This window comes from Streptomyces sp. NPDC043870 (assembly GCF_056435785.1).
In genome coordinates this window covers 66,489-83,810 of sequence record NZ_JBWKDT010000028.1, presented here as the reverse complement: position 1 = coordinate 83,810, position 17,322 = coordinate 66,489, and the positions used below count along the sequence as shown (strand labels likewise).

Annotated in this window: 18 protein-coding genes; 1 reads left to right on the top strand and 17 read right to left on the bottom strand. The window is 70.0% G+C overall.

The window, feature by feature from the left end:
- Positions 1-62: 62 nt before the first annotated feature.
- Positions 63-890 carry a prepilin peptidase gene (locus tag AC0699_RS28215; protein ID WP_478665584.1) on the bottom strand — a complete coding sequence of 276 codons (828 nt, stop codon included), beginning with the start codon at positions 888-890 and terminating at the stop codon, positions 63-65.
- Between the two features lie 124 nt (positions 891-1,014).
- Between AC0699_RS28215 and AC0699_RS28210 the strand changes: the two genes are divergently transcribed.
- Positions 1,015-1,380, top strand: a complete 366-nt coding sequence (locus AC0699_RS28210; RefSeq protein WP_478665581.1) for a DUF192 domain-containing protein — start codon at positions 1,015-1,017, stop codon at positions 1,378-1,380.
- Between the two features lie 52 nt (positions 1,381-1,432).
- Here the strand turns inward: AC0699_RS28210 and AC0699_RS28205 are convergent, their stop codons facing one another.
- The 16 genes from AC0699_RS28205 to AC0699_RS28130 form a co-directional block, all read right to left on the bottom strand.
- The gene (locus AC0699_RS28205) at positions 1,433-2,233 is read right to left on the bottom strand and encodes a hypothetical protein (RefSeq protein ID WP_478665578.1); all 801 of its coding nucleotides are present in this window, start codon (positions 2,231-2,233) and stop codon (positions 1,433-1,435) included.
- Positions 2,234-2,322: 89 nt separating this feature from the next.
- Positions 2,323-3,456: a hypothetical protein gene (locus tag AC0699_RS28200; protein ID WP_478665575.1), complete on the bottom strand. Its 1,134-nt coding sequence runs from the start codon at positions 3,454-3,456 to the stop codon at positions 2,323-2,325.
- Between the two features lie 117 nt (positions 3,457-3,573).
- Entirely contained in the window at positions 3,574-4,425 is an 852-nt protein-coding gene (locus AC0699_RS28195; protein WP_478665571.1) for a hypothetical protein, read from the bottom strand.
- 2 nt (positions 4,426-4,427) lie between these two features.
- Entirely contained in the window at positions 4,428-5,327 is a 900-nt protein-coding gene (locus tag AC0699_RS28190; RefSeq protein WP_478665569.1) for a hypothetical protein, read from the bottom strand.
- A 6-nt stretch (positions 5,328-5,333) separates the two neighbouring features.
- Positions 5,334-5,888 (bottom strand): hypothetical protein, encoded by a 555-nt coding sequence (locus tag AC0699_RS28185; RefSeq protein WP_478665567.1) that lies wholly within the window; start codon positions 5,886-5,888, stop codon positions 5,334-5,336.
- A gap of 4 nt (positions 5,889-5,892) precedes the next feature.
- On the bottom strand, positions 5,893-7,530 hold the full coding sequence (locus AC0699_RS28180) for a polymorphic toxin-type HINT domain-containing protein (RefSeq protein ID WP_478665563.1): 1,638 nt from the start codon (positions 7,528-7,530) through the stop codon (positions 5,893-5,895).
- 211 nt (positions 7,531-7,741) lie between these two features.
- Positions 7,742-8,221 (bottom strand): hypothetical protein, encoded by a 480-nt coding sequence (locus tag AC0699_RS28175; protein ID WP_478665559.1) that lies wholly within the window; start codon positions 8,219-8,221, stop codon positions 7,742-7,744.
- Positions 8,215-8,934 (bottom strand): Imm52 family immunity protein, encoded by a 720-nt coding sequence (locus AC0699_RS28170; protein ID WP_478665556.1) that lies wholly within the window; start codon positions 8,932-8,934, stop codon positions 8,215-8,217. Before AC0699_RS28170 ends, AC0699_RS28175 begins: the two co-directional genes overlap by 7 nt.
- A 65-nt stretch (positions 8,935-8,999) precedes the next feature.
- Positions 9,000-11,243, bottom strand: coding sequence for a Tox-REase-5 domain-containing protein (locus tag AC0699_RS28165; RefSeq protein WP_478665554.1), 2,244 nt, complete (start codon positions 11,241-11,243; stop codon positions 9,000-9,002).
- Between the two features lie 308 nt (positions 11,244-11,551).
- Positions 11,552-12,211, bottom strand: a complete 660-nt coding sequence (locus AC0699_RS28160) for an OmpA family protein (protein ID WP_478665551.1) — start codon at positions 12,209-12,211, stop codon at positions 11,552-11,554.
- On the bottom strand, positions 12,211-12,621 hold the full coding sequence (locus tag AC0699_RS28155; protein WP_478665549.1) for a hypothetical protein: 411 nt from the start codon (positions 12,619-12,621) through the stop codon (positions 12,211-12,213). Before AC0699_RS28155 ends, AC0699_RS28160 begins: the two co-directional genes overlap by 1 nt.
- A gap of 213 nt (positions 12,622-12,834) precedes the next feature.
- On the bottom strand, positions 12,835-13,434 hold the full coding sequence (locus tag AC0699_RS28150; protein WP_478665547.1) for a pilus assembly protein TadG-related protein: 600 nt from the start codon (positions 13,432-13,434) through the stop codon (positions 12,835-12,837).
- Positions 13,434-13,667 (bottom strand): hypothetical protein, encoded by a 234-nt coding sequence (locus tag AC0699_RS28145; RefSeq protein ID WP_478665546.1) that lies wholly within the window; start codon positions 13,665-13,667, stop codon positions 13,434-13,436. The genes AC0699_RS28150 and AC0699_RS28145 overlap by 1 nt, the downstream gene beginning before the upstream one ends.
- A gap of 218 nt (positions 13,668-13,885) precedes the next feature.
- Positions 13,886-14,962 carry a response regulator gene (locus AC0699_RS28140; RefSeq protein WP_478665543.1) on the bottom strand — a complete coding sequence of 359 codons (1,077 nt, stop codon included), beginning with the start codon at positions 14,960-14,962 and terminating at the stop codon, positions 13,886-13,888.
- Between the two features lie 57 nt (positions 14,963-15,019).
- Positions 15,020-16,384: a sensor histidine kinase gene (locus AC0699_RS28135; RefSeq protein ID WP_478665542.1), complete on the bottom strand. Its 1,365-nt coding sequence runs from the start codon at positions 16,382-16,384 to the stop codon at positions 15,020-15,022.
- A gap of 36 nt (positions 16,385-16,420) precedes the next feature.
- On the bottom strand, positions 16,421-17,311 hold the full coding sequence (locus AC0699_RS28130) for a DUF5936 domain-containing protein (protein ID WP_478665539.1): 891 nt from the start codon (positions 17,309-17,311) through the stop codon (positions 16,421-16,423).
- Positions 17,312-17,322: the final 11 nt, after the last annotated feature.

Sequence of the window (17,322 nt, the reverse complement as noted above, 5' to 3'; positions counted from 1 at the left end):
GGTGTCTTGTACGCGGGTGCGGGCGGGCGCGTACGGGCGTGCATCCGTACGCCCGGACGGTCCTACGCCGCGAGTGCTCCCAGCAGCAGCCCGAGCAGCGCCCCCGAGATCATGAACGGGCCGAACGGGATCGCCGACTTGCGCCCGGCCCTGCGCAGGACGACCAGCCCGAGCCCGTACACCGACCCCAGCACGAACCCGGCGAAGGCTCCGACGAACAGCACCAGCCAGCCGTACCAGCCGAGGACCACACCGAGCGAGAGAGCGAGCTTCACATCGCCGAAGCCCATGCCGTTCGGGTTGATCAGAAAGAGCACGAAGTACGCGGCACCGAGCGCGAGCCCGCCGAGCAGCGCCGTCGGCCAGGACCCGGCGGCGCCGGGTACCAGCGCCGCGCCCCCGAGCAGGACCGCGGCCGCACCGGCGAGCGGCAGGGTCAACTGGTCCGGCAGGCGGTGGACATTGCGGTCGACGAGCGCGAGCAGCACGGCGACGGGTGCGAGCAGCACCCATACGGCGAGCTCGGGCCGCGGTCCGGCCGCCGCCGCGAGCGCGGCGCAGACGAGCGCGGTGACGGCGGGGACGAGGAACGAGGGCCGGTACGGGACGGGCTCGCCGGGGCCGTCCCCCTCCGGGGCACCGGCCGGCGGATCCCCGGCGGGCACGGGCGCGGGCGCAGCGACCGGGACCGACAGCGCACAGCTCGCACACCGTGCGCCCCCCAGCCAGCCGCGCGCCGGTCCGTTGATCGGATGCCCGGCCGGACACGCGTCCCGCCACCCCTCCTCCGGCTCCACGGACAGCCGGTAGGCGGCGCGCGGCACGAGCACCCCGGCGGCGGCCCCCCATACGGCGGCGACGGCGATCAGCGCGACGTACCCATAGTCCACGGCCCGACCCTAGGACCGTCCGGACTTCCGGTCATGGGTCCAGGGGCCCACTCTCCGAGCCCCAGGGCCCATAGAGTCGCGACTCCCGCCCGTGGCCGTTCCCCTGCCGCTACGGTCTTGGCCCATGGGCAGATGGCACGACGGCAAGGGCGCGTTGACGATCCCGGGCCGCGACGATCCGGTGGACCTGCTGATAGCCGCCTCGTACCGGGCACGGACCCGCGGTTTGCTGGGCCGTGACGGCATCGACGGCGCGATCATGCTGACCCCCTGCAACAGCGTCCACACCTTCAGGATGCGCTTCACCATCGATGTGGCCTACCTGGACAAGGAGTTGCGCGTCCTCGACGTGCGGACGATGAAGCCGGGGCGGCTGGGCATGCTGCGCCTGCGCTCCCGCCATGTGCTGGAGGCGGAGGCGGGGGCGATGGCGGAGTGGGGCCTGCGGCCGGGCGTACGGCTGTCGATCGAGACCCGGGCCGTCGGCTGAGCGGGCGCGGGGCCAGGGCCTTTCGAGCCCGGCCTGATCCGCAAGACACCCCCTACGGCAGCTTCGCGACCTGCTTGCCGATCAGGACAGCGGGGACCTCGGGTGTCTTCGCGTCGATGAAGTTGGGGGCGTAGAAGGTGGCGACCGTGGCGCCCCTGCGTACGACGTGGAAGACGAGCGGCACCTTGGCCCCGTCCACGGAGCCCGTCACCTGATACGCGAGGGCGTCGTCGCCCGCCCGCGGCGTCGGCAGCTTCTTCACCTCGGTGTAGGTCGAGGCGCCCTCGCCGCCTCGGGTGGTGAAGCCGCCCGCGCAGGCCGCCACGGCGGTACGTACGGACTTGAGCACACCGTCCGCGTCGCTCTTCGTGTGGGAGGTGAGGATCTCGGTGAGGACCGTCTGGGTCTCCTTGCCCTCCTCCGTACTGTCCACGATCGTGCGGTACACGGTGGCGGTGGCGGCCGGCTCGGGTGCCCCGTTGATGATCGCGGCCAGCGGCCGGCACTCCGGCTCGTCCGCCTGCTCGGAGCCGGGCTCCTCACCGCCCTGCATCGGGGTGACCGCATAGTCCGGCACGTCACCGGTCGCCAGCACGACCTTCGTCAGCTCCGCCTTGGTGAGCGTCTTGCCGCTGCTGGGCGTGGCGGGGGCGGGCGGGGCGGCGGGTTCTGTGGTTTGCGTGGGTTCCGCGGTCTCCGCGGGCGCGGCTTTCGTGGGCGCCTCCGACCGGGCGGGCTTCTTCGCGTCGCCGTCGTCGTCGCCTTCGCAGGCCGTGGCGAGCCCCATCGTCAGGGCGGCGGCCGTCGCGGCCATCGCGATGCGCCGTGCCGTACCCGCGGTGCGCGTGGTCATCCCGCCCCCCACCTCGATCGTGTCGTTCCGGGCACGCTAACAACGGCGTTCCACAGGGCGCATGGGCCCACGGGCCCATTCCGCGCGGGCTACGGCGGACCCGAGCCGAGCAGCGTGAACGCCCCGTAGAGCCCCGAGGCGAGGGCGAGCAGCCCGACGGCGAGCACCGCCCACCGCTCCCGCCACCGCGCCAGCGCCACCGCCGCGGGCAGCAGCAGCGGAAAGGCCGGCATGATCAGGCGAGGGCGGGAACCGAAGTACGCGGCCCCGATCAGCGAGATGACGACGACCGCGATCGTGTAGACCAGCACGGGCAACGGCTGCCGCCGCTCGACGCACAGCCACACCACCCAGAACAGCAGCCCGAGCGCGGCGATCAGCCCGATTCCGGCGAGCGGGTTCGGCCCGGTCAGCTGTTCGCCGACGAAGCGGGCGAGCGCGAGCCCGCCGTCGATGTTGTTCCCCCAGGCCGCCTGGACCTCGAAGTACGCGGTGGGGCTTCCTTCGCGTACGGCGACGAAGCACACGTACCCGAACCAGCCCAGCGGCGCGAGCAGCACGCCCACGACCATCCGCCACCGCAGCGCGTCCCGGCCGTTCCTGAAGACGCTCACCACCGCGGTGATCCCCAGGGCCGCGACCAGCGCCGCCGCCGATGGCCTGGTGAGCCCGGCGGCCGCGCACAGCGCTCCGGCGACGATCCAGCGGTCGGTCAGCACGGCGTACAGCGACCACGCGGCGAGCGCGGTGAACAGGGTCTCCGTGTACGCCATCGACTGGACGAACGCGGTCGGGTACACCCCCCACAACACCGCCAGCAGCACCCCGGCCCGCCGCCCGGCGATCCGTGTCCCGACGGCGTAGATCCCCCACGCGGCGGCGAACGCCGCCACCCATCCGATCACCAGCCCCGCCGTCGCCGCATCGACGGGCAGGACCTCCGAGACGCCCCGTTCCAGCGCGGGCAGCAGCGGGAAGAATGCGAGATCGGAGTGGACGCTCCCGTCGGGGAGGGTCACCTCGTACCCGTATCCGTTCTCCGCGATCCGGACGTACCAGACCGAGTCCCAGCGCCGGTCGAGCCGGTGCAGCGCGTCCTTCCCCTGTACGGCCGCGACGACCGCGAGGACGGCCATCCCTGCCAGCCGTACGGCCGCGTACCCGAGCAGTGCGGGCGTGGCGGCCGGGAGTCTCTGTCGGTGGGGGGTGGGGGGCTGGGACATGCGGTCGATTATGGCCGCTGGCCGCCGAGGCCCTGTCCGGGCGATCTCGGAGTGGCAGGGGCCGGGCGACCGCGCGCCGGGGAGCGCGGCGCACGCGCGCACGGGCGGATGCCGTGCTCAGTCCCAGGGCAGCCGGACCGGCCGGCGCCGCCACCACCAGCCGCGGTCCTTCACCGCCGCCCCCGACCTGGTCAGGCGGCCCAGCCACTCCCCGCCGTCCTCGACCGTGTGGGCGCGGAACACGTCGTCGAGTTCGCCGGCGGCGCGGGCGAACGGTTCTCGCAGGCCCGGCGGCGCCGCCGCCAGCCGCTCGGCCAGGTCGTCGCGGGTCCGCAGATCCTCCAGGTACAGCCCCTCGGGGTAGCGGCCCGACGGCCCCCAGCCGGCCTCCACCCGCCGCACCAGTCTCTCCCAGAGCATCAGCACCTCCCGGGCCCGATCGGCCTGGCTCTGCGCGGGCGCGATGCCGTCCGGATCCGTGGCCGCCACGAAGGCCTCGGTGGCGGGGATGGCGATCCTCTCGGCGTAGAAGACCTCGGGGAACAGCTCCACCCGGGCGCCCGGGAGCTGCGGGGTGGGCGCCTGGACGGCGTCGACGGTGCAGCCCGGTTCGTCGTCGTCCGACTCGTACACGCGCGCGCGGGTCACCACCCCCTCGGGGGTGGCGGCCCAGTACGCCGAGGGGTTCTGCAGGTCAAGCGCCGGGTACAGCACGGTCGTCCCGGTGGCAGCCGCGAGCCGCAGCGCCGCCGTCGCCTCGTCCGGCGGCTCCGCCACGGCGTCCGAGACCCAGACGTCCCAGGCCAGCGCCAGGTCACCGGGCATCACTTCGTACCCGCAGAGCACCGGCGCCTCCCAATCACGGCCGTTCTGGTCGCCGTCCTGGTCGGCGACGTCGACCGCCGGCAGCGGCACTCCCACGACCCGGGCCAGGGCGGCCGCCATCGCCTCCGGTGCGGGCCGGTGCACGGTCAGGAAGTTGTATGAGGTGGACAGGGCGACGCCCCCTCGTCGAGCAGTTCCTGAAGGTGCTCGCTCATCCAGGACTGCCGGTAGGTGCCGTCCAGGAGGCCCACCTCCCTTGCCTCGTCCTGCCCGATGAGCCGCAGCCCGCCGCCCTCCGCTGTCTCCGCGACACCGAACTCACCGAGGTCGACGCCCGGCCAGTCGAACTCCGTGCCGTGATAGATCTCCGCTTCTGCCGGGAACAGGCCGAGCAGGTGATCGGCGCGACCGGCCGGCCGCCAGACTCCCGCCACCGTCCGCGCGTCGTCCGTGTGGAAGACGGGCCGGGTGATCGCGTCCGGCCGCTCGCCCTCAGCCACCCTGGGGACGGCCCTTGTTCCGCGCAGCAGGCCCAGCGCCGTACCGAAGCGGTTTCGTTCCAGGACCAGGGCTAGGTGCCAGCCGCCCGCCGTGGCCGGGATCGCCAGCAGTTCGCCGCGCCCCGGCAGGGGCGGTGCGCCCCCCGGCAGGACGGCTGCCAGCGACTCGACCTCCGCGGACGTCACGTCATCGAGCAGCACCCGCGACGTGTGCAGCAGATCCGTGAGCTCCGCTCCCAGCCGGACCACCGACAGCGGGATGCCGTCGCGTGCCGCCGCGGTCTCCGCCACCTCGGTGAGCAGGTCGGACGCCGCGACGAAGACCCCGTCGTTCAGTTCGCCGGTACGGGACCGCCGACGGCTCTCGTAGCGCCGATCGCCCAGCAGTTGGGCCCGGAACCTGAGCGGTACGGGCACCGCTGTCGACGCGAGCTCGGCGGGGACGGCCCAGCCGAGGATCTCCAGAAGCTCACCGAGCGTCGGAGGGCCTCCCACCTCGTCGGCGAAGTCGCGCACGATCCCGTTCAGCAGTCCGGTCGGCGCCATGTCGGCCTACAGCTCCACGCTCTCCATGGCGCCACCACTGCCGTACTGCTCCACCCATCGCTTCTCGTCGGCCCCGTTGCCCGTCCTGATGCCGAAGGTCCACGTCGGATCGAGAAAGAGCGTGTGGCCGCCTTCGAAGTCGAGGGCCAGGCATGTGGTCTGGCCGCCTTCGCCACTCGCACCTTTGCCGGCCACGTATCCGCGTACGGCCGTGCAGCGCAGCTCGTCCCGTCCGTCCCCGAAGAGCTGCTCACCCCAGGACGCGACGACAACCTCGTCCTCGGCTTCCCGCAGCAGCTCGACGTCCGCCCAGTCGGCCTTCGCGACCGGCTCCGCGGCCAGGTGGTCGTACTGCCCGACCGAGACGAATCTCAGCAGATTCCCGTTGTCCAGCCGCAGCCACAGCACCAGCGGCTGCGGCCGGAACTCGGGGATCTCGTCGTCGCGGTCGAGCCAGCCCGGGAGGAGGACGTCGCGGACACGGTGTTCCCGGAGCGCCGCGGCCACGATCTGCCATGCGCTCGTCCCCGGCGTACCAGCCGTACCCACCGTCCCGGCCATCCCGCTAGCCCTTCTTCTTCGGCACCTTCTTGGTGATCTGGATCGCCTTGTCGAGGCCCTCGCCTGACGTGAGGGCGGTCCAGAAGTCACCGTTCTCCCGCAGGACGATCGTCACGCCCTTGCCACGATAGATCAGGCCCTCCGGTTCGTTCGGTTTCAGCGTGCCCTTGCCGACGAGCTCGAACGTGCCGTCCTTGATGGCCTTCGCGATGTCCTCCCGGAAGCGCGGGCCGTCCTCCTTCAGCTTCTTGTACTTGGTGCCCAGGGCGTCTTCGATGAGCTTCTTGTGACGCAGGAAGTGATCCTTGAACTTCTTCGGGTCGCCCTGGCCGACACTCGGATTCCTGGCCGCCTCGACCTCGTCCGCTGACATGTCGCAGTCGTTGTTGTGCACCAGCGCGCTGGCCGCGCCGACACCCACGAAGTAGGTGTGCACTGCGTCGACGGCGAGGTCGTGCGTCGTCCGGAGCTGCGTGTAGTGGCGTGCCACGAGGACCGTCAGGCCAGTGCCCGTCGCGGTGCGCAGCACGGCTCCGGGCCGCACGTCTCCGGCGTCCACCCAGCGCCGCTGGTCGGTGAGCCAGAACGGGTGCGTGTCGGTGGCCGTGATCACCGCCGTACCGGATCCGGTCCGCACGGTCAGACGCGTGAAGTCCTTGTCGTCGTACGTGGTGAACGTCCTGGTGACGAGCCGCGGACCGGTCTCCCCAGTGCTCGGGTCGGTGGCCGTGACCCGCGTTCCGGGCCGTACGGTCTCGATGGCGACGCGCCGGCCGTCGGCGAGCAGGACCGGAGTACCCGGCAGGAAGCTGTGGCGGACGGGGCAGGTGGTCGGCTTGTCGTCCGGTTTCTTCTCGTCCGGCTTCTTCTGTTTCTCCGGATCCCACTTCTTCTTGGCGTCTTCGAGCGCCTTCTCCGCGTCCTTGACCCGTTTGCGGTTCTTCAACAGCCCCTTCAGGCCGTCGTACAGATCCCCGCCGTGCTTCTTGAGCTTCTTGATGAGCTCGTAGGCCTTCTTCCACTTCCACGGCGCCCCGTACTTCGCGGCGAGCTTGCCCACCGCACCACCGATGAGGCTGAGCAGCACATTGATGAGCGTCTCGGTACAGGCGCCCATGTCGCCCTCGGTGATGCACTTCAGGGCGTCGGTGATACCGAGTTCCTCGGCGAGGATCTTCCCGAGCTCCTTGGCAGCTTCTTTCGCCTTGTCGGAGTCGGACTTCTCCGCCGCCTGGGCGTCCTGGAGCTCCTTCAGCGCCTTCTCGTAGTCGAGCTGTTCCTGCGACTTGGGGGCGTCGCCGTCCTCGCCGGTGCTGCCGCCGTTGTCGGACGCGGGCTGTCCGTCGCTGGTACCACCCTGGTCGTCCTGCGCCTGGGCGTCGTCGCCGCCCCCGCCGCAGTCGCCTCCTCCGGTGATACGACAGACCTGCGTACTGAGCCCCTCGGCCAGTTGCGGGCCCACTCCCGTACCCACCAGGGCACCGATGATCGCCGCCACGACCACGACCAGACCGACGTACTCCAGTGCCGACTGCCCCGACTGCGAATTCGGCTTGCGCAGCCCCAGCAGCCGTGCGTCCGTACGCGGTACGACTCCTCGCGCCCATCGGCGAACCCTGCGCGCGACCCCCGTTGCTGACATGCTCGCGACGCTAGCCCTCGCGGGGGTGGCCGGTCGTGGGCCCGCGGGCCCAAACACGGGCTCAAATCCCGAAGGGCACGTCTGCCGACCTCACCACGTGTACCGGTCGAAGGGCACAGGCAGCGGCTCCAGCGAACCGGCCGACCACAGGCGTCTGTTGGCGTCGAGGACAAGACTCGATGTCCGGCACAAAGGTATCTCTCGTCCTGCCTCAGCCGACGGGGGAACCGGTCACGGCGGCGAACAGTACGACCGGTTCCTCCTGGTCCATCTGGCCGACACCGACGGCGACACGGCGCTCCCCGACGTCCCACACCTGCAGATCGCCGAAGTAGCCGAGTTCGCACAGCGCGGAGAAGAAGGGGGGCATGGGCCGACCCTCCGCCTGGCGATCGGCGTACTCCTCCATGGACAGCGTGCCGTGTTTCCCCCACCGCTCGTCCAGTGCGAGCACGACACCCCAGCATTCGGTCGCGAACTCTTCGTTCACGGCGTCCAGGGCTTCCCCGTCGTCCTCGTAGAAGTCCTGGCTGACGCGCAGCGCGACGATGGCGAAGTCGTCGCCGGAGGCCGAACGCCCCTGGTCCGCGCAGCCCTCCCAGGGCGGGGTGTAAGGGCCCGTGCGCAGGGCCTCGATTGCCGCGAGACAGCCGTCGACGGCCGCTTTGAACTCCAGCGGCTCCTTCACCATGTGGGCCGGTCGGCCGGAACCGGCAGGGGCTTCAGCGCTCCTGCCTCGACAAGCACCTTCTGCGCGGCGACGACCGCCTCGGTGGTGTCGCCGATCTCCAGGACGAGACCACCGTGCGCAGCGGGAATGCGCCGTGCGGCGAACTCCTCCGGAACCACCTCCGCGCGCTTGTGCGAGAGGTACAGAGCCCAGCCGCAGCGCGGGTAGGAGTTACGCAGGCCGTACGCGGCCTTGACGGCGGTGAACAGCTCCCGGTCGTACGTGAGCCCCGTGTCCGCATCCCAGGCCTCGGCCAGGACCTTGAGCACCTCGGGCAGGCGGTCGGCCAGCGGGACCGTGGTCGCCCCGGCAGGCGGGAACAGCTGGAGCGTCGCGGTGAACGGCGTGTACCCGTCCGTCCCGCCGGCCGTGGCCCGGATGCGGACGTAGCCACCGTCCCGCCACGCGCCGACGACGAACGACGTCCGCCCGACGATGTCGACGTCATCCTGCTGGTTGCCCACTTCGATGGCGGCGGCGAAGGCTTCGGAATTCGTCGGGACGGGCGCGCCCTCCCCAACCGCTCGGCCGTCCTCGTCCCAGTGCCATGCCACCGGCTCAGCGGCTGACAGCTCCGCCAGCCGGCCGAGCAGCGCCAGCCAGCGCTCGGCCAGCTCTTGGGGCGACTCGGGCCGAGGGCCCCAGGAAACCTTCACCACGACTTCGCTCGACATCGCTGCCTCTTCACTTCCGTACTTCTACCGCTGCCGGCGCTACCGCCATCGGCGCAGGGCGACTGTCACTTCTTCACCGGGTTGTACTTCACGATCACATCGACATCGGCGTCGTCGAATGCCTTCTGTGCCGCATCGGCCACCTTCTGGTTGGAGAAGTTCCATTCCACCGGCTTGTCGCCGGCGGCTCGCTGCTGCCGACGCGCCTGCTCGACGAACTTCGCCGCCTGCGCCGGCTCGAGAGTTCCATCCTCACGGACTTTCTTGCCGTACCCGAACTTAGCCTCTTTGTACGTCTGACTGGCCGAGTCCCAGCCGTCGAAGTCGACGTCCCGACCCGTCTGCGGATCCTTCACGGCGTACTCCTTGCCGCGTTTCACCCCGGACACCTGCTCCTGGTAGCGCATCCAGCGCTCCATGTGCGGCCCGTACGCGACCGACTTCTTCGACTTCCAGACGCCGTCACCCAGGTCCTTGGAGCCCTTGCGCGGATTCTTCAGATCCCCGTACCAGGACGGCTTCTTCCACTTGGCGACGCTTTTGCGGCCGGCCTCCTTCGCCGCCGCCTTGGCCGCGTCGGCGTCCTTCTGGGCCTGCTCGGCGGCGTCGATCTCTTCCTGGCTGACGTCCTCGCACTTCTTGGCCGCGATGAGGAGGACGGGCGCGCCGTTGACGCGATAGACCGTCCTGGACGGGGCCGCCGCATTCACGCCGCCGGAGTACGAGGGACCGCCGCTGTCGGAGGGGCTGTCGCCGTACGAGGGACCGTCGCCGAGCGGCAGCGGGCGCAGCCGGCCCGGGAGCGGTCCGGAGCTGATCACACAGCCCTTCTCCGCCAGCTTCTTCGCCGCGTCGTCGGCGTGCTGCTGCGCCTCCTCCGCGGCCTTCTGGGCGCCGTCGACATCGCCCTTCTCGGCGGCCTTGCGCGCCCGCTCGGTCGCCTTACTCGCCTTCTGAGCGGCCTCACCCAGCTTGCCGAGCTTGCCCAACTTGCCGAGTTTCCCGAGCTTCCCGGCGAACTTGGCGCCGTTGTAGCCCGGAATGAACAGGGACCCGACGTTCCAGATGACGTTGCTGACCGCGCGCGTCTCCTCGCCGTTGTTCCACTGCTCCCGGACCTCGTCGCCGATGAACATGTCGTCGAGAACGGTGACGCCGGTGTTCAGCGAGGCGCCGCCCCAGTCGGTCAGCGCGTCGAAGTAGTCGCCCTTCGCCCACTTGTCTCCGGCGTCCTTGGAGTCCTGAGACCACTGATCGCCCAGGGAGCTGCCGTAGTCCTTGAGCCCTTCCCAGGTGCCGGGAAGGTCCGTGACCGTGTCCCAGATACCGGCGAGGTCTCCCCCGATGCCGTCGACAACAAGGCCCTCACCGACCTGCGAGATCTGGTCGCCCGCGCAGCCGAAGAACGCTCCGAAGCCGGAGAAGCAGCCCTCGTCGTCACCGCCGCCGTCCCCGTCGTCGCCCTCCTCGGCCGCCTGCTCGTCCTCTTCCCAGCCGCCTTCGTCCTCGGCGGCCTCGTTCTTGTCGCCCTCGGTCTCATCCCCGACAGTGACGATGGGGCCGCCGGCCTCGTCGCCGCTGCCGTCTCCCGGGCCGCCGGTCCCGCCGGTCCCAGTGCCACCGTCGGCCCCGTCCGTGCCACCGGTCTCGCCCGTACCACCGGTGTCGGCCCCACCCGGCCCGTCCGTACCCTCGTCGCCGGCCTCGACCGTCTGACCGTCGTCCCCTGCCGCCGGGCAGGCGGTCCCCGTGATCGAGCACACCGCCGACTGGAGGCCGTTGGATATCTGGCCGCCTACGCCGCTGAGTACGAGTGCGACGATGATCGCCGCGACCAGGGTGATCAGACCGACGTACTCCAACGACGACTGCGCGCGGTCCTGTCGCCACTTGATCATCCGGGACAGCGAGAACGGCGGCCGACCACGGGGCGTCGTGCGCTCCCGCACGTCCAGCCGGAACCATTCGCGGCTCTCCGTCCGGGCCAGGAAGACCAGAATCGTCACGGGCAGGACAAGCTGGGTGAGCCCCCGGAACGACCCCTCCTGAATGCTTGAGAACGCGCCGAGCACCAGCCAGGCCTGTACGGCGACGAGCCCCCGCCACACCCACACGCCACCGGTCCGGACCTGGCGCGCCAGGAACCACCCGATGACGCCGGGGGCAGCCCCGTACGCCAGCAGCGCGAGCAGACCCCCGTCGACGGCGCCGACGGACGCCGCCGACACCAGGAGGCCCACACCACCGAACACGGTCATGGCGAACAGGACATGGACGAGGATGCGTGCCACGTTCAGCAGTTGCGGCATGCTTCTCGGTCCGGACGCAGGTGGCTGCCACGCTCCCCCGAACGCGGGTGTGCTGCCTATGGAAGACATGCGGACCGCAACCCCCCGTGCTCCGACGGCAATTCAGCCCCACGGTAGGAGTGGAACCCCAGCCGCGGCTTGGGCCCTCGGACCCAACTTTCGTCAACTCGGGCCCAACCTGCGTTTGATGTCTCACCGTTGCGCCGGCAAGGTCCGGTTGCCGATCCTGTGGACGCTGGCCACCTGCGCCCACAAAAGGGCCGAACCGCAAGGAAACTGCGGTCCGGCCCAAGTGATGGACGGGGGCGTCAGCTCTGCGTGCCTCCGCCCTCGGCGCGCGGGAAGGAGACCTCCACGCGGCGGTTCTTCTTGCGGCCTTCCTCGGTGCTGTTGTCGGCGATGGGGTACTGCTCGCCGTAGCCGCGGATCTCGTAGCTGATCCCGGCGCCAGAAAGCTGCTGCGAGAGCACCTTGTGCACGGCGTCGGCCCGCTGCTTGGAGAGGACATCGCCGTGCGCCGCGGATCCGAGATTGTCGGTGAAGCCGAAGACGCGGACCTTCTTGGCGCCCTGCTTCTTGATCTCGGCGGCGATTTCGGCGATGCGGGCGTTGGCAGCGCCGGAGAGCTTGGCACTGTCCTTGCCGAAGAGGACCTCGGCCTGGAGCGCGAACTTCAGGTTGGAGCTGGTCTCCTCACGCCGCTCCTCGCCGCCCTCGGACTCGACGACGGAGACGATGTCGAGCACCTTGGCGGGGGCGAGGGTCGCCCCGTCACGGATCTTGAGGCCTTGCGAGTTTCCGTCGACCTTGGGTGGTGGTGACGTCGACTCGGTACCTGGCGGGACACCCGGAGTCTCATCGGCCCATGCGCCGCCCGCCACGGTGAACTGCATGCCGACGATGAGCACGGCCGCAGCGAGGACCGACGTTGCTGCCCTCTGTGTACGGGGCTTCGTGGCGGCCCTCATCAGGAGATCTCAATCGTGGCGACGGGCATGCCCGGCACAGCGATGTCGACCTGATTCGTCGACTCCTGGGGCGCGGGGAACTGCGCGAAGAAGGCGACCTTTTCACCATCATCGACGCTCGTGATCCCGGTGGTGGTCAGCGGATATCCCTCAGTGTCCCGCAATACGTAGTAGCGCTTCTTCTCCGCCTTCGCCACCAGAGTGACACCGGCCAGCGAGGGGCCGGTGCGCTTCACCTGGTTCTCCTGCCCGCTCCACTCGACACGACCACTCAGCCGCTTGCCACTGGTGTTGTTGATGACACCTGTGACGGTGAGGAAGCCGCCTTCCTCACGAGCAGCGGAGTGGATGACGAACTGGAAGCCATTGGAGCCGTTGATGGTGGCCAACGTTTTGCTGGTATCCGGCACGGTGTTTCCGCCATCGTCCTGGGGCTTGCCGTTCCCAGTGGCAGCGGGGGCGGAACTGCTCCCCTTGTCCTTCGCCGATCCTCCGTCGTCCCCACCACACGCGGTGAGCGAAAGTGTCAGCGTTGTCGCCAGGAGAGCGGCGGTCCCCGCCCTACGAGTCGTCACTGCGTACCGGATAACCATGCGTGTCATTCCCTTTGTGTTCGTTCGCGGTCAGTTCTCAGCCAGCCGGATGTCGAAGAGGTCCGTACCCTGCGGCGGCGGACCTTCACCCACCACCCACGGAGCGATCCCCTTGCAAGTCAGCGTCCCCAAGGGTTTGGGAACCGGCGTGTAGACGCACCGGGATTGAAGTTCTGCCGTCGCCTGCGCCTTGGCCCTCTTCGTTTCGGTCCCCGGCAGGACGGTGTCGCCCACCGGCTTCTCCGACTTCACGTGGACCTGGAAGGCCCAGCGTCCGTCGAAGGTGAGGCTGCAGCCTCCCCCGAACGCAGTCACATCCACCACGGCGTCGTTCTGCTGCGCCATGGGGAAGGCTGCGTGACATCCGAAGAAGCTGCCGATCTGACCGAGGTTGAAGATCGCCGTCAGGAAGGCGGGGTTGAGCTTGGCAGGCAGTTCCAGCGTTGCGAACTTGTCCCGGGACTCCTTGGCCGCCGCAAGTGCGGCGGCGTCGGCACCTGTCTGCGCGCCGTTACGTGTGGCACCGGCCTGGCCGACCGCGAAGAACGCGAGCGCGAGAAAGAGCAGGCCCGCTACCACCACCACGTAGGCGGGAGCGGCCTGCCCTTTCTCGCGAGCGCTGCGCGACATCAGCCGCCCAGAATCTCGCCGACCTTGTCCGTCAGGCCCTGAGCAATGGTGTCCGCCACGCCCGACCCGACCAGCGCCGCGATGATCAGCGCGACCAGGACGATCACACCCACGTACTCGACGGCACCCTGACCCTTGTCGCCCCGGCGCTGGATCGCCTCGACGGTCGTCTTGGCCCACGAACCGACGTAGACGCGAGTCGTAGCGGCGGCCTTCAGCGTGATGTTCGACATGGTGTTCCCCTCCGGGTTCGGCCGGCCGCTTGCCGGCCGACTTGTACGAGTCTTTGGTGTCACTCGCGCTTCCGGCTTCCTCCCGGCCGGTCTCGCTGGCGACATGAGAAACGTACGCCCGGACAAGTCCCGTCAGCATGGGCCTCAGGACCCAACCACGGGCCCATTCCGGAGATTGGGCCCTCGCCCGCATCGGGCCCACGGCCCGTACGACTCGCTCAGTCATGGCCCGCCACTCCCCCTCGCGGCAGAGCGTGCCAGATGGCGATGGCCTCACCGCGGCTGCCCGCGTTGAGCTTGGCGAAGATGCGGTTGATGTGGTTCTTGACGGTCTTCTGGCTGATGAAGCAGGTGGCCGCGATCTGCTGATTGGTCATGCCCGAGGCGATCAAGTCCATCACTTCCACCTCCCGTTGGCTCAGCTCGGTCAGCAGTCCCCCGGCTCCGGGAGTGCCCGATCCTGTAGACGAATGTGCCATATTCGCTTGCGAAAGCGAAGGGACTTCCGCGAATTGTTGCAGACCTGGCATCGCCCGAACCCCGCTCACCTGCGGGTTTATTGACGGAACGCAAGAAGAGTCATGGCCCGTGTCGTGTGCGGTTGCAGACGCCCCGGTTTGGTAGCCGGGTCCGGGGAGTGCCGTGCCGAGGCCCTCCGGCAGCGGTGGCGTGCCCTGGTCGGGCGCGGCTCCGCCCCGCACGCCGGCCAGCAGTGCGCTGGACGCCGAGGCCGTGAAGGACGCACGGCCTTCCTTGATGTCCCGGACGGCCGCCACGAGCTGGTCGGCCGTGAACTCGCCGTGCACCAGGTAGCCGCCCGCACCGCGCCGCAGCGCTTCGTGGACGATTTCGCTCTCGCGGCTGTACGTCATCATCAGCACGGGTGCGAGCCGTACGAGGTGCGGCAGTGCGGAGATGCCGTCCACTCCGGGCATGCGCACATCCAGCAGGATGACGTCCGGCCTGTGCTGGACGGCCGCGTCATAGGCCTCGCGCCCGTCGGCGGCCTCGGCGACGACCTGGATGTCCTGACGGCCCTGAAGCAGCACGGTCAGGCCTGCTCGTACGACCGGGTTGTCGTCGGCGACCACGACCCTGAGCGTCGGGACGGGTGCCGTCGGCATGGGCAGAGCGGGGAATTCACCGGATGCCGCCGGTACGTGGGCGGTGGAAGAGCCGGCGGGCCCCGAGGAGTGGTCGGATGTGAGCGGTGTGGCATGCGAGGACGTGTGCTGTGACACATGGGACTGCTGCGTCCACTGCTGCCCTGAGCTTCGGGAGATGTCGTCCGGCATGGTTGCGGCCTCCTCTCGGAGTGAGTCGGGGTCGGAGATGGGGACGGTGGAGCGCGATCAGTTCAGGAGCGGTGCCGGCTGCTGCCGGGGCACCGCGCTCAGTGGCGGTGGAGCGATGGCCATCAGCGGTAATTCGAGCCTGACCTCCGTACCGCGCGCGTGACGGCCGCGCCCGATCCGGATGCGGGCTCCGATGGAGGCGGCGCGCTCGACCATGCCGACGAGGCCGAAGTGTCCGGCGCGTCGGAGGTCTTCCAGGGTGGTGCCGGGCGGCAGGCCCTTTCCGTCGTCGTACACGCTGATGCGCAGTACGTCGCCGACGACGCCCGCCGAGACGTCGAGGTAGCCCGGCTGGGCGTGGCGGTGGGCGTTCTCCATGGCTTCCGAGGCGATGGTCAGGGCCTGACGGGCGACGATCTGGGGTACTGCGGGGACGGGGCCCTGGCCCAGGCGGCGGAAGCCCGCCTCCAGGCCGTGCCGTCGTGCGAAGTCCTCGGTGCGGGCGGACAGTTCGGAGATGAGGTCGAATCCGCCGTCGAAACCTGACTGCCGCCGCAGGTCCGACAGCAGCTCCCGCGACTCGGCGGCGGCGCGCCGTGCGGAGCGGGCCACCAGCTCCGCCTGGTGCTTGATGGTGAGGGGGTCCATGCGGTCGGCCGTACCGGCCAGACCGTCCGCCGCCAGGGCCAGCCCGTGCAGGGTCTTGGCGACCGAATCGTGCATCTCCCTGGCGAGACGGGCGCGCTCCTCCTCGACCGCCTCGTTGACGGCGAGCCGGGCGCGGGCCTCGGTGAGGGCCTGCGTGGCGGTGCCGAAGCCGAGCATGAGGTTGCGCAGGGTGCTGCCGACGGCGCCGGCGATGACGCACAGGCCGGGGAGGAGCAGATCGCCGACGTCCGCGTTCACGTTGGGATTCACCGCGTACGCCCCGCCGATGATCAGTGACTGGAGCACGGCGAAGGCCGCGGCGCCGCGCCAGCTGTAGACCAGCCCGGCGAGCAGCGGCGTGCAGAGGGTGACGTACGCGAGGATGGATTCCGGGGAGGCCGTGGCCAACAGCAGCGAGCCGAAGAACGAGTCCGCCGCGAGCAGTGTCGGATGCCGCAGCAGGATGGGCCCGAAACGCTCCCAGTCCCGCAGCAGGACGTACGACACCATGAACGTCACGACGACGGCGGCGCCCACGAGCCAGGTCGCCGGCCCCGACGCGGTGCGGTCCAGGGCGAACGGCGCGGCCAGGGCGATCACCGCCAGCCGGAAGCCGAAGACCTGCCTGCACAGTGCCTGCAGGGCGTTGACCTGGATCGGCAGCGACGGCACATGCTGGGGCGCGGCTGCCGTCTGCCCGGGTAGTCCGTCGCCGATTCCGCCGGTGATTCCGTTGGTGGCTCCGCCGGCGAGGGCGGGGATTCTCGGGGCCATGTGGGTCACCTCCTGTTCGGGTCGCTCTGCCGGGGATCAGCCGCCGTTGAGGATGTTTCCGAAGTCGACGCCGGAGCCGTAGTAGAAGCTCATGACGATGAGGATCATGGTCGCGGGGAGCATGACCATGGTGACGACGAGCGTCGTCTTGGGAACGGCCTTGGAGGCGGAGCGCCGGGCGTTCTGCGCGTCCGTGCGCCGCATGTCGGTGGCGATCTGGATCAGCGTGTCGACGATCGGCGCGCCAAGCTCCTCGCCCTGCTGGAGGGCGGTGACGAACATCGACACCTGCTCCGAGGCGTTCCGCTTGCGCAGCTGCTCGAAGGCCTCGCGGCGACTGACGCCCATGTCCATCTGGCGCAGCGTGATCCGCAGTTCGTCCGACCACGGGCCCTTGTACTTCTCCGCGACGCGCTCCAGGGCCTGGCGGAAGCCGAGGCCGGCGGAGACGACGACGGCGAGTACGTCGAGGAAGTCGGGGAGTGTGCGTTCGATGTCGTCCCGGCGGCGGCGTATGGCGGCACGGATGATGACGTCCGTCCAGACGAGTCCGTACAGCAGGGCGATCACCGCGATCACCGTCTGCCCGCGCACGATGAGGGAGAAGGCGGCAGCGCCGCCGAGGATGCCGTAGACCGCGCGGCGTGCGGCGTAGCGGTCGACGGTCATACCGCCGGGGTTGCCCGCCATGTCGAGCCTGCGGCGCAGGGCGTCGACCCGCTTGGGGCCCATCATGGACAGGACGGTCGGGGCGAAGCGCATGCCCATGCGGTCGATGCCGGAGCCTACGGCGGTGGTGCGGGTGGAGCCCACTTCGAGTGCGACCGCCAGGTCACCGGGGAGCTTGGCGTCGGCCCGGTACATACGGATGCCGTGGAAGGCGCCGTACACCGCGAGGCCGAAAGCGGCTGCGAGCAGAAGTCCCATGGTGTGTTCCC

Coding starts and splice junctions, on each gene's coding strand:
- AC0699_RS28210 (WP_478665581.1), top strand. CDS start 1,015: ATGGGCAGATGGCACGACGGCAAGGGCGCGTTGACGATCCCGGGCCGC.
- AC0699_RS28205 (WP_478665578.1), bottom strand. CDS start 2,233: ATGACCACGCGCACCGCGGGTACGGCACGGCGCATCGCGATGGCCGCG.
- AC0699_RS28200 (WP_478665575.1), bottom strand. CDS start 3,456: ATGTCCCAGCCCCCCACCCCCCACCGACAGAGACTCCCGGCCGCCACG.
- AC0699_RS28190 (WP_478665569.1), bottom strand. CDS start 5,327: ATGGCGCCGACCGGACTGCTGAACGGGATCGTGCGCGACTTCGCCGAC.
- AC0699_RS28185 (WP_478665567.1), bottom strand. CDS start 5,888: ATGGCCGGGACGGTGGGTACGGCTGGTACGCCGGGGACGAGCGCATGG.
- AC0699_RS28180 (WP_478665563.1), bottom strand. CDS start 7,530: ATGTCAGCAACGGGGGTCGCGCGCAGGGTTCGCCGATGGGCGCGAGGA.
- AC0699_RS28175 (WP_478665559.1), bottom strand. CDS start 8,221: ATGGTGAAGGAGCCGCTGGAGTTCAAAGCGGCCGTCGACGGCTGTCTC.
- AC0699_RS28170 (WP_478665556.1), bottom strand. CDS start 8,934: ATGTCGAGCGAAGTCGTGGTGAAGGTTTCCTGGGGCCCTCGGCCCGAG.
- AC0699_RS28165 (WP_478665554.1), bottom strand. CDS start 11,243: ATGCCGCAACTGCTGAACGTGGCACGCATCCTCGTCCATGTCCTGTTC.
- AC0699_RS28160 (WP_478665551.1), bottom strand. CDS start 12,211: ATGAGGGCCGCCACGAAGCCCCGTACACAGAGGGCAGCAACGTCGGTC.
- AC0699_RS28150 (WP_478665547.1), bottom strand. CDS start 13,434: ATGTCGCGCAGCGCTCGCGAGAAAGGGCAGGCCGCTCCCGCCTACGTG.
- AC0699_RS28145 (WP_478665546.1), bottom strand. CDS start 13,667: ATGTCGAACATCACGCTGAAGGCCGCCGCTACGACTCGCGTCTACGTC.
- AC0699_RS28140 (WP_478665543.1), bottom strand. CDS start 14,962: ATGCCGGACGACATCTCCCGAAGCTCAGGGCAGCAGTGGACGCAGCAG.
- AC0699_RS28135 (WP_478665542.1), bottom strand. CDS start 16,384: ATGGCCCCGAGAATCCCCGCCCTCGCCGGCGGAGCCACCAACGGAATC.
- AC0699_RS28130 (WP_478665539.1), bottom strand. CDS start 17,311: ATGGGACTTCTGCTCGCAGCCGCTTTCGGCCTCGCGGTGTACGGCGCC.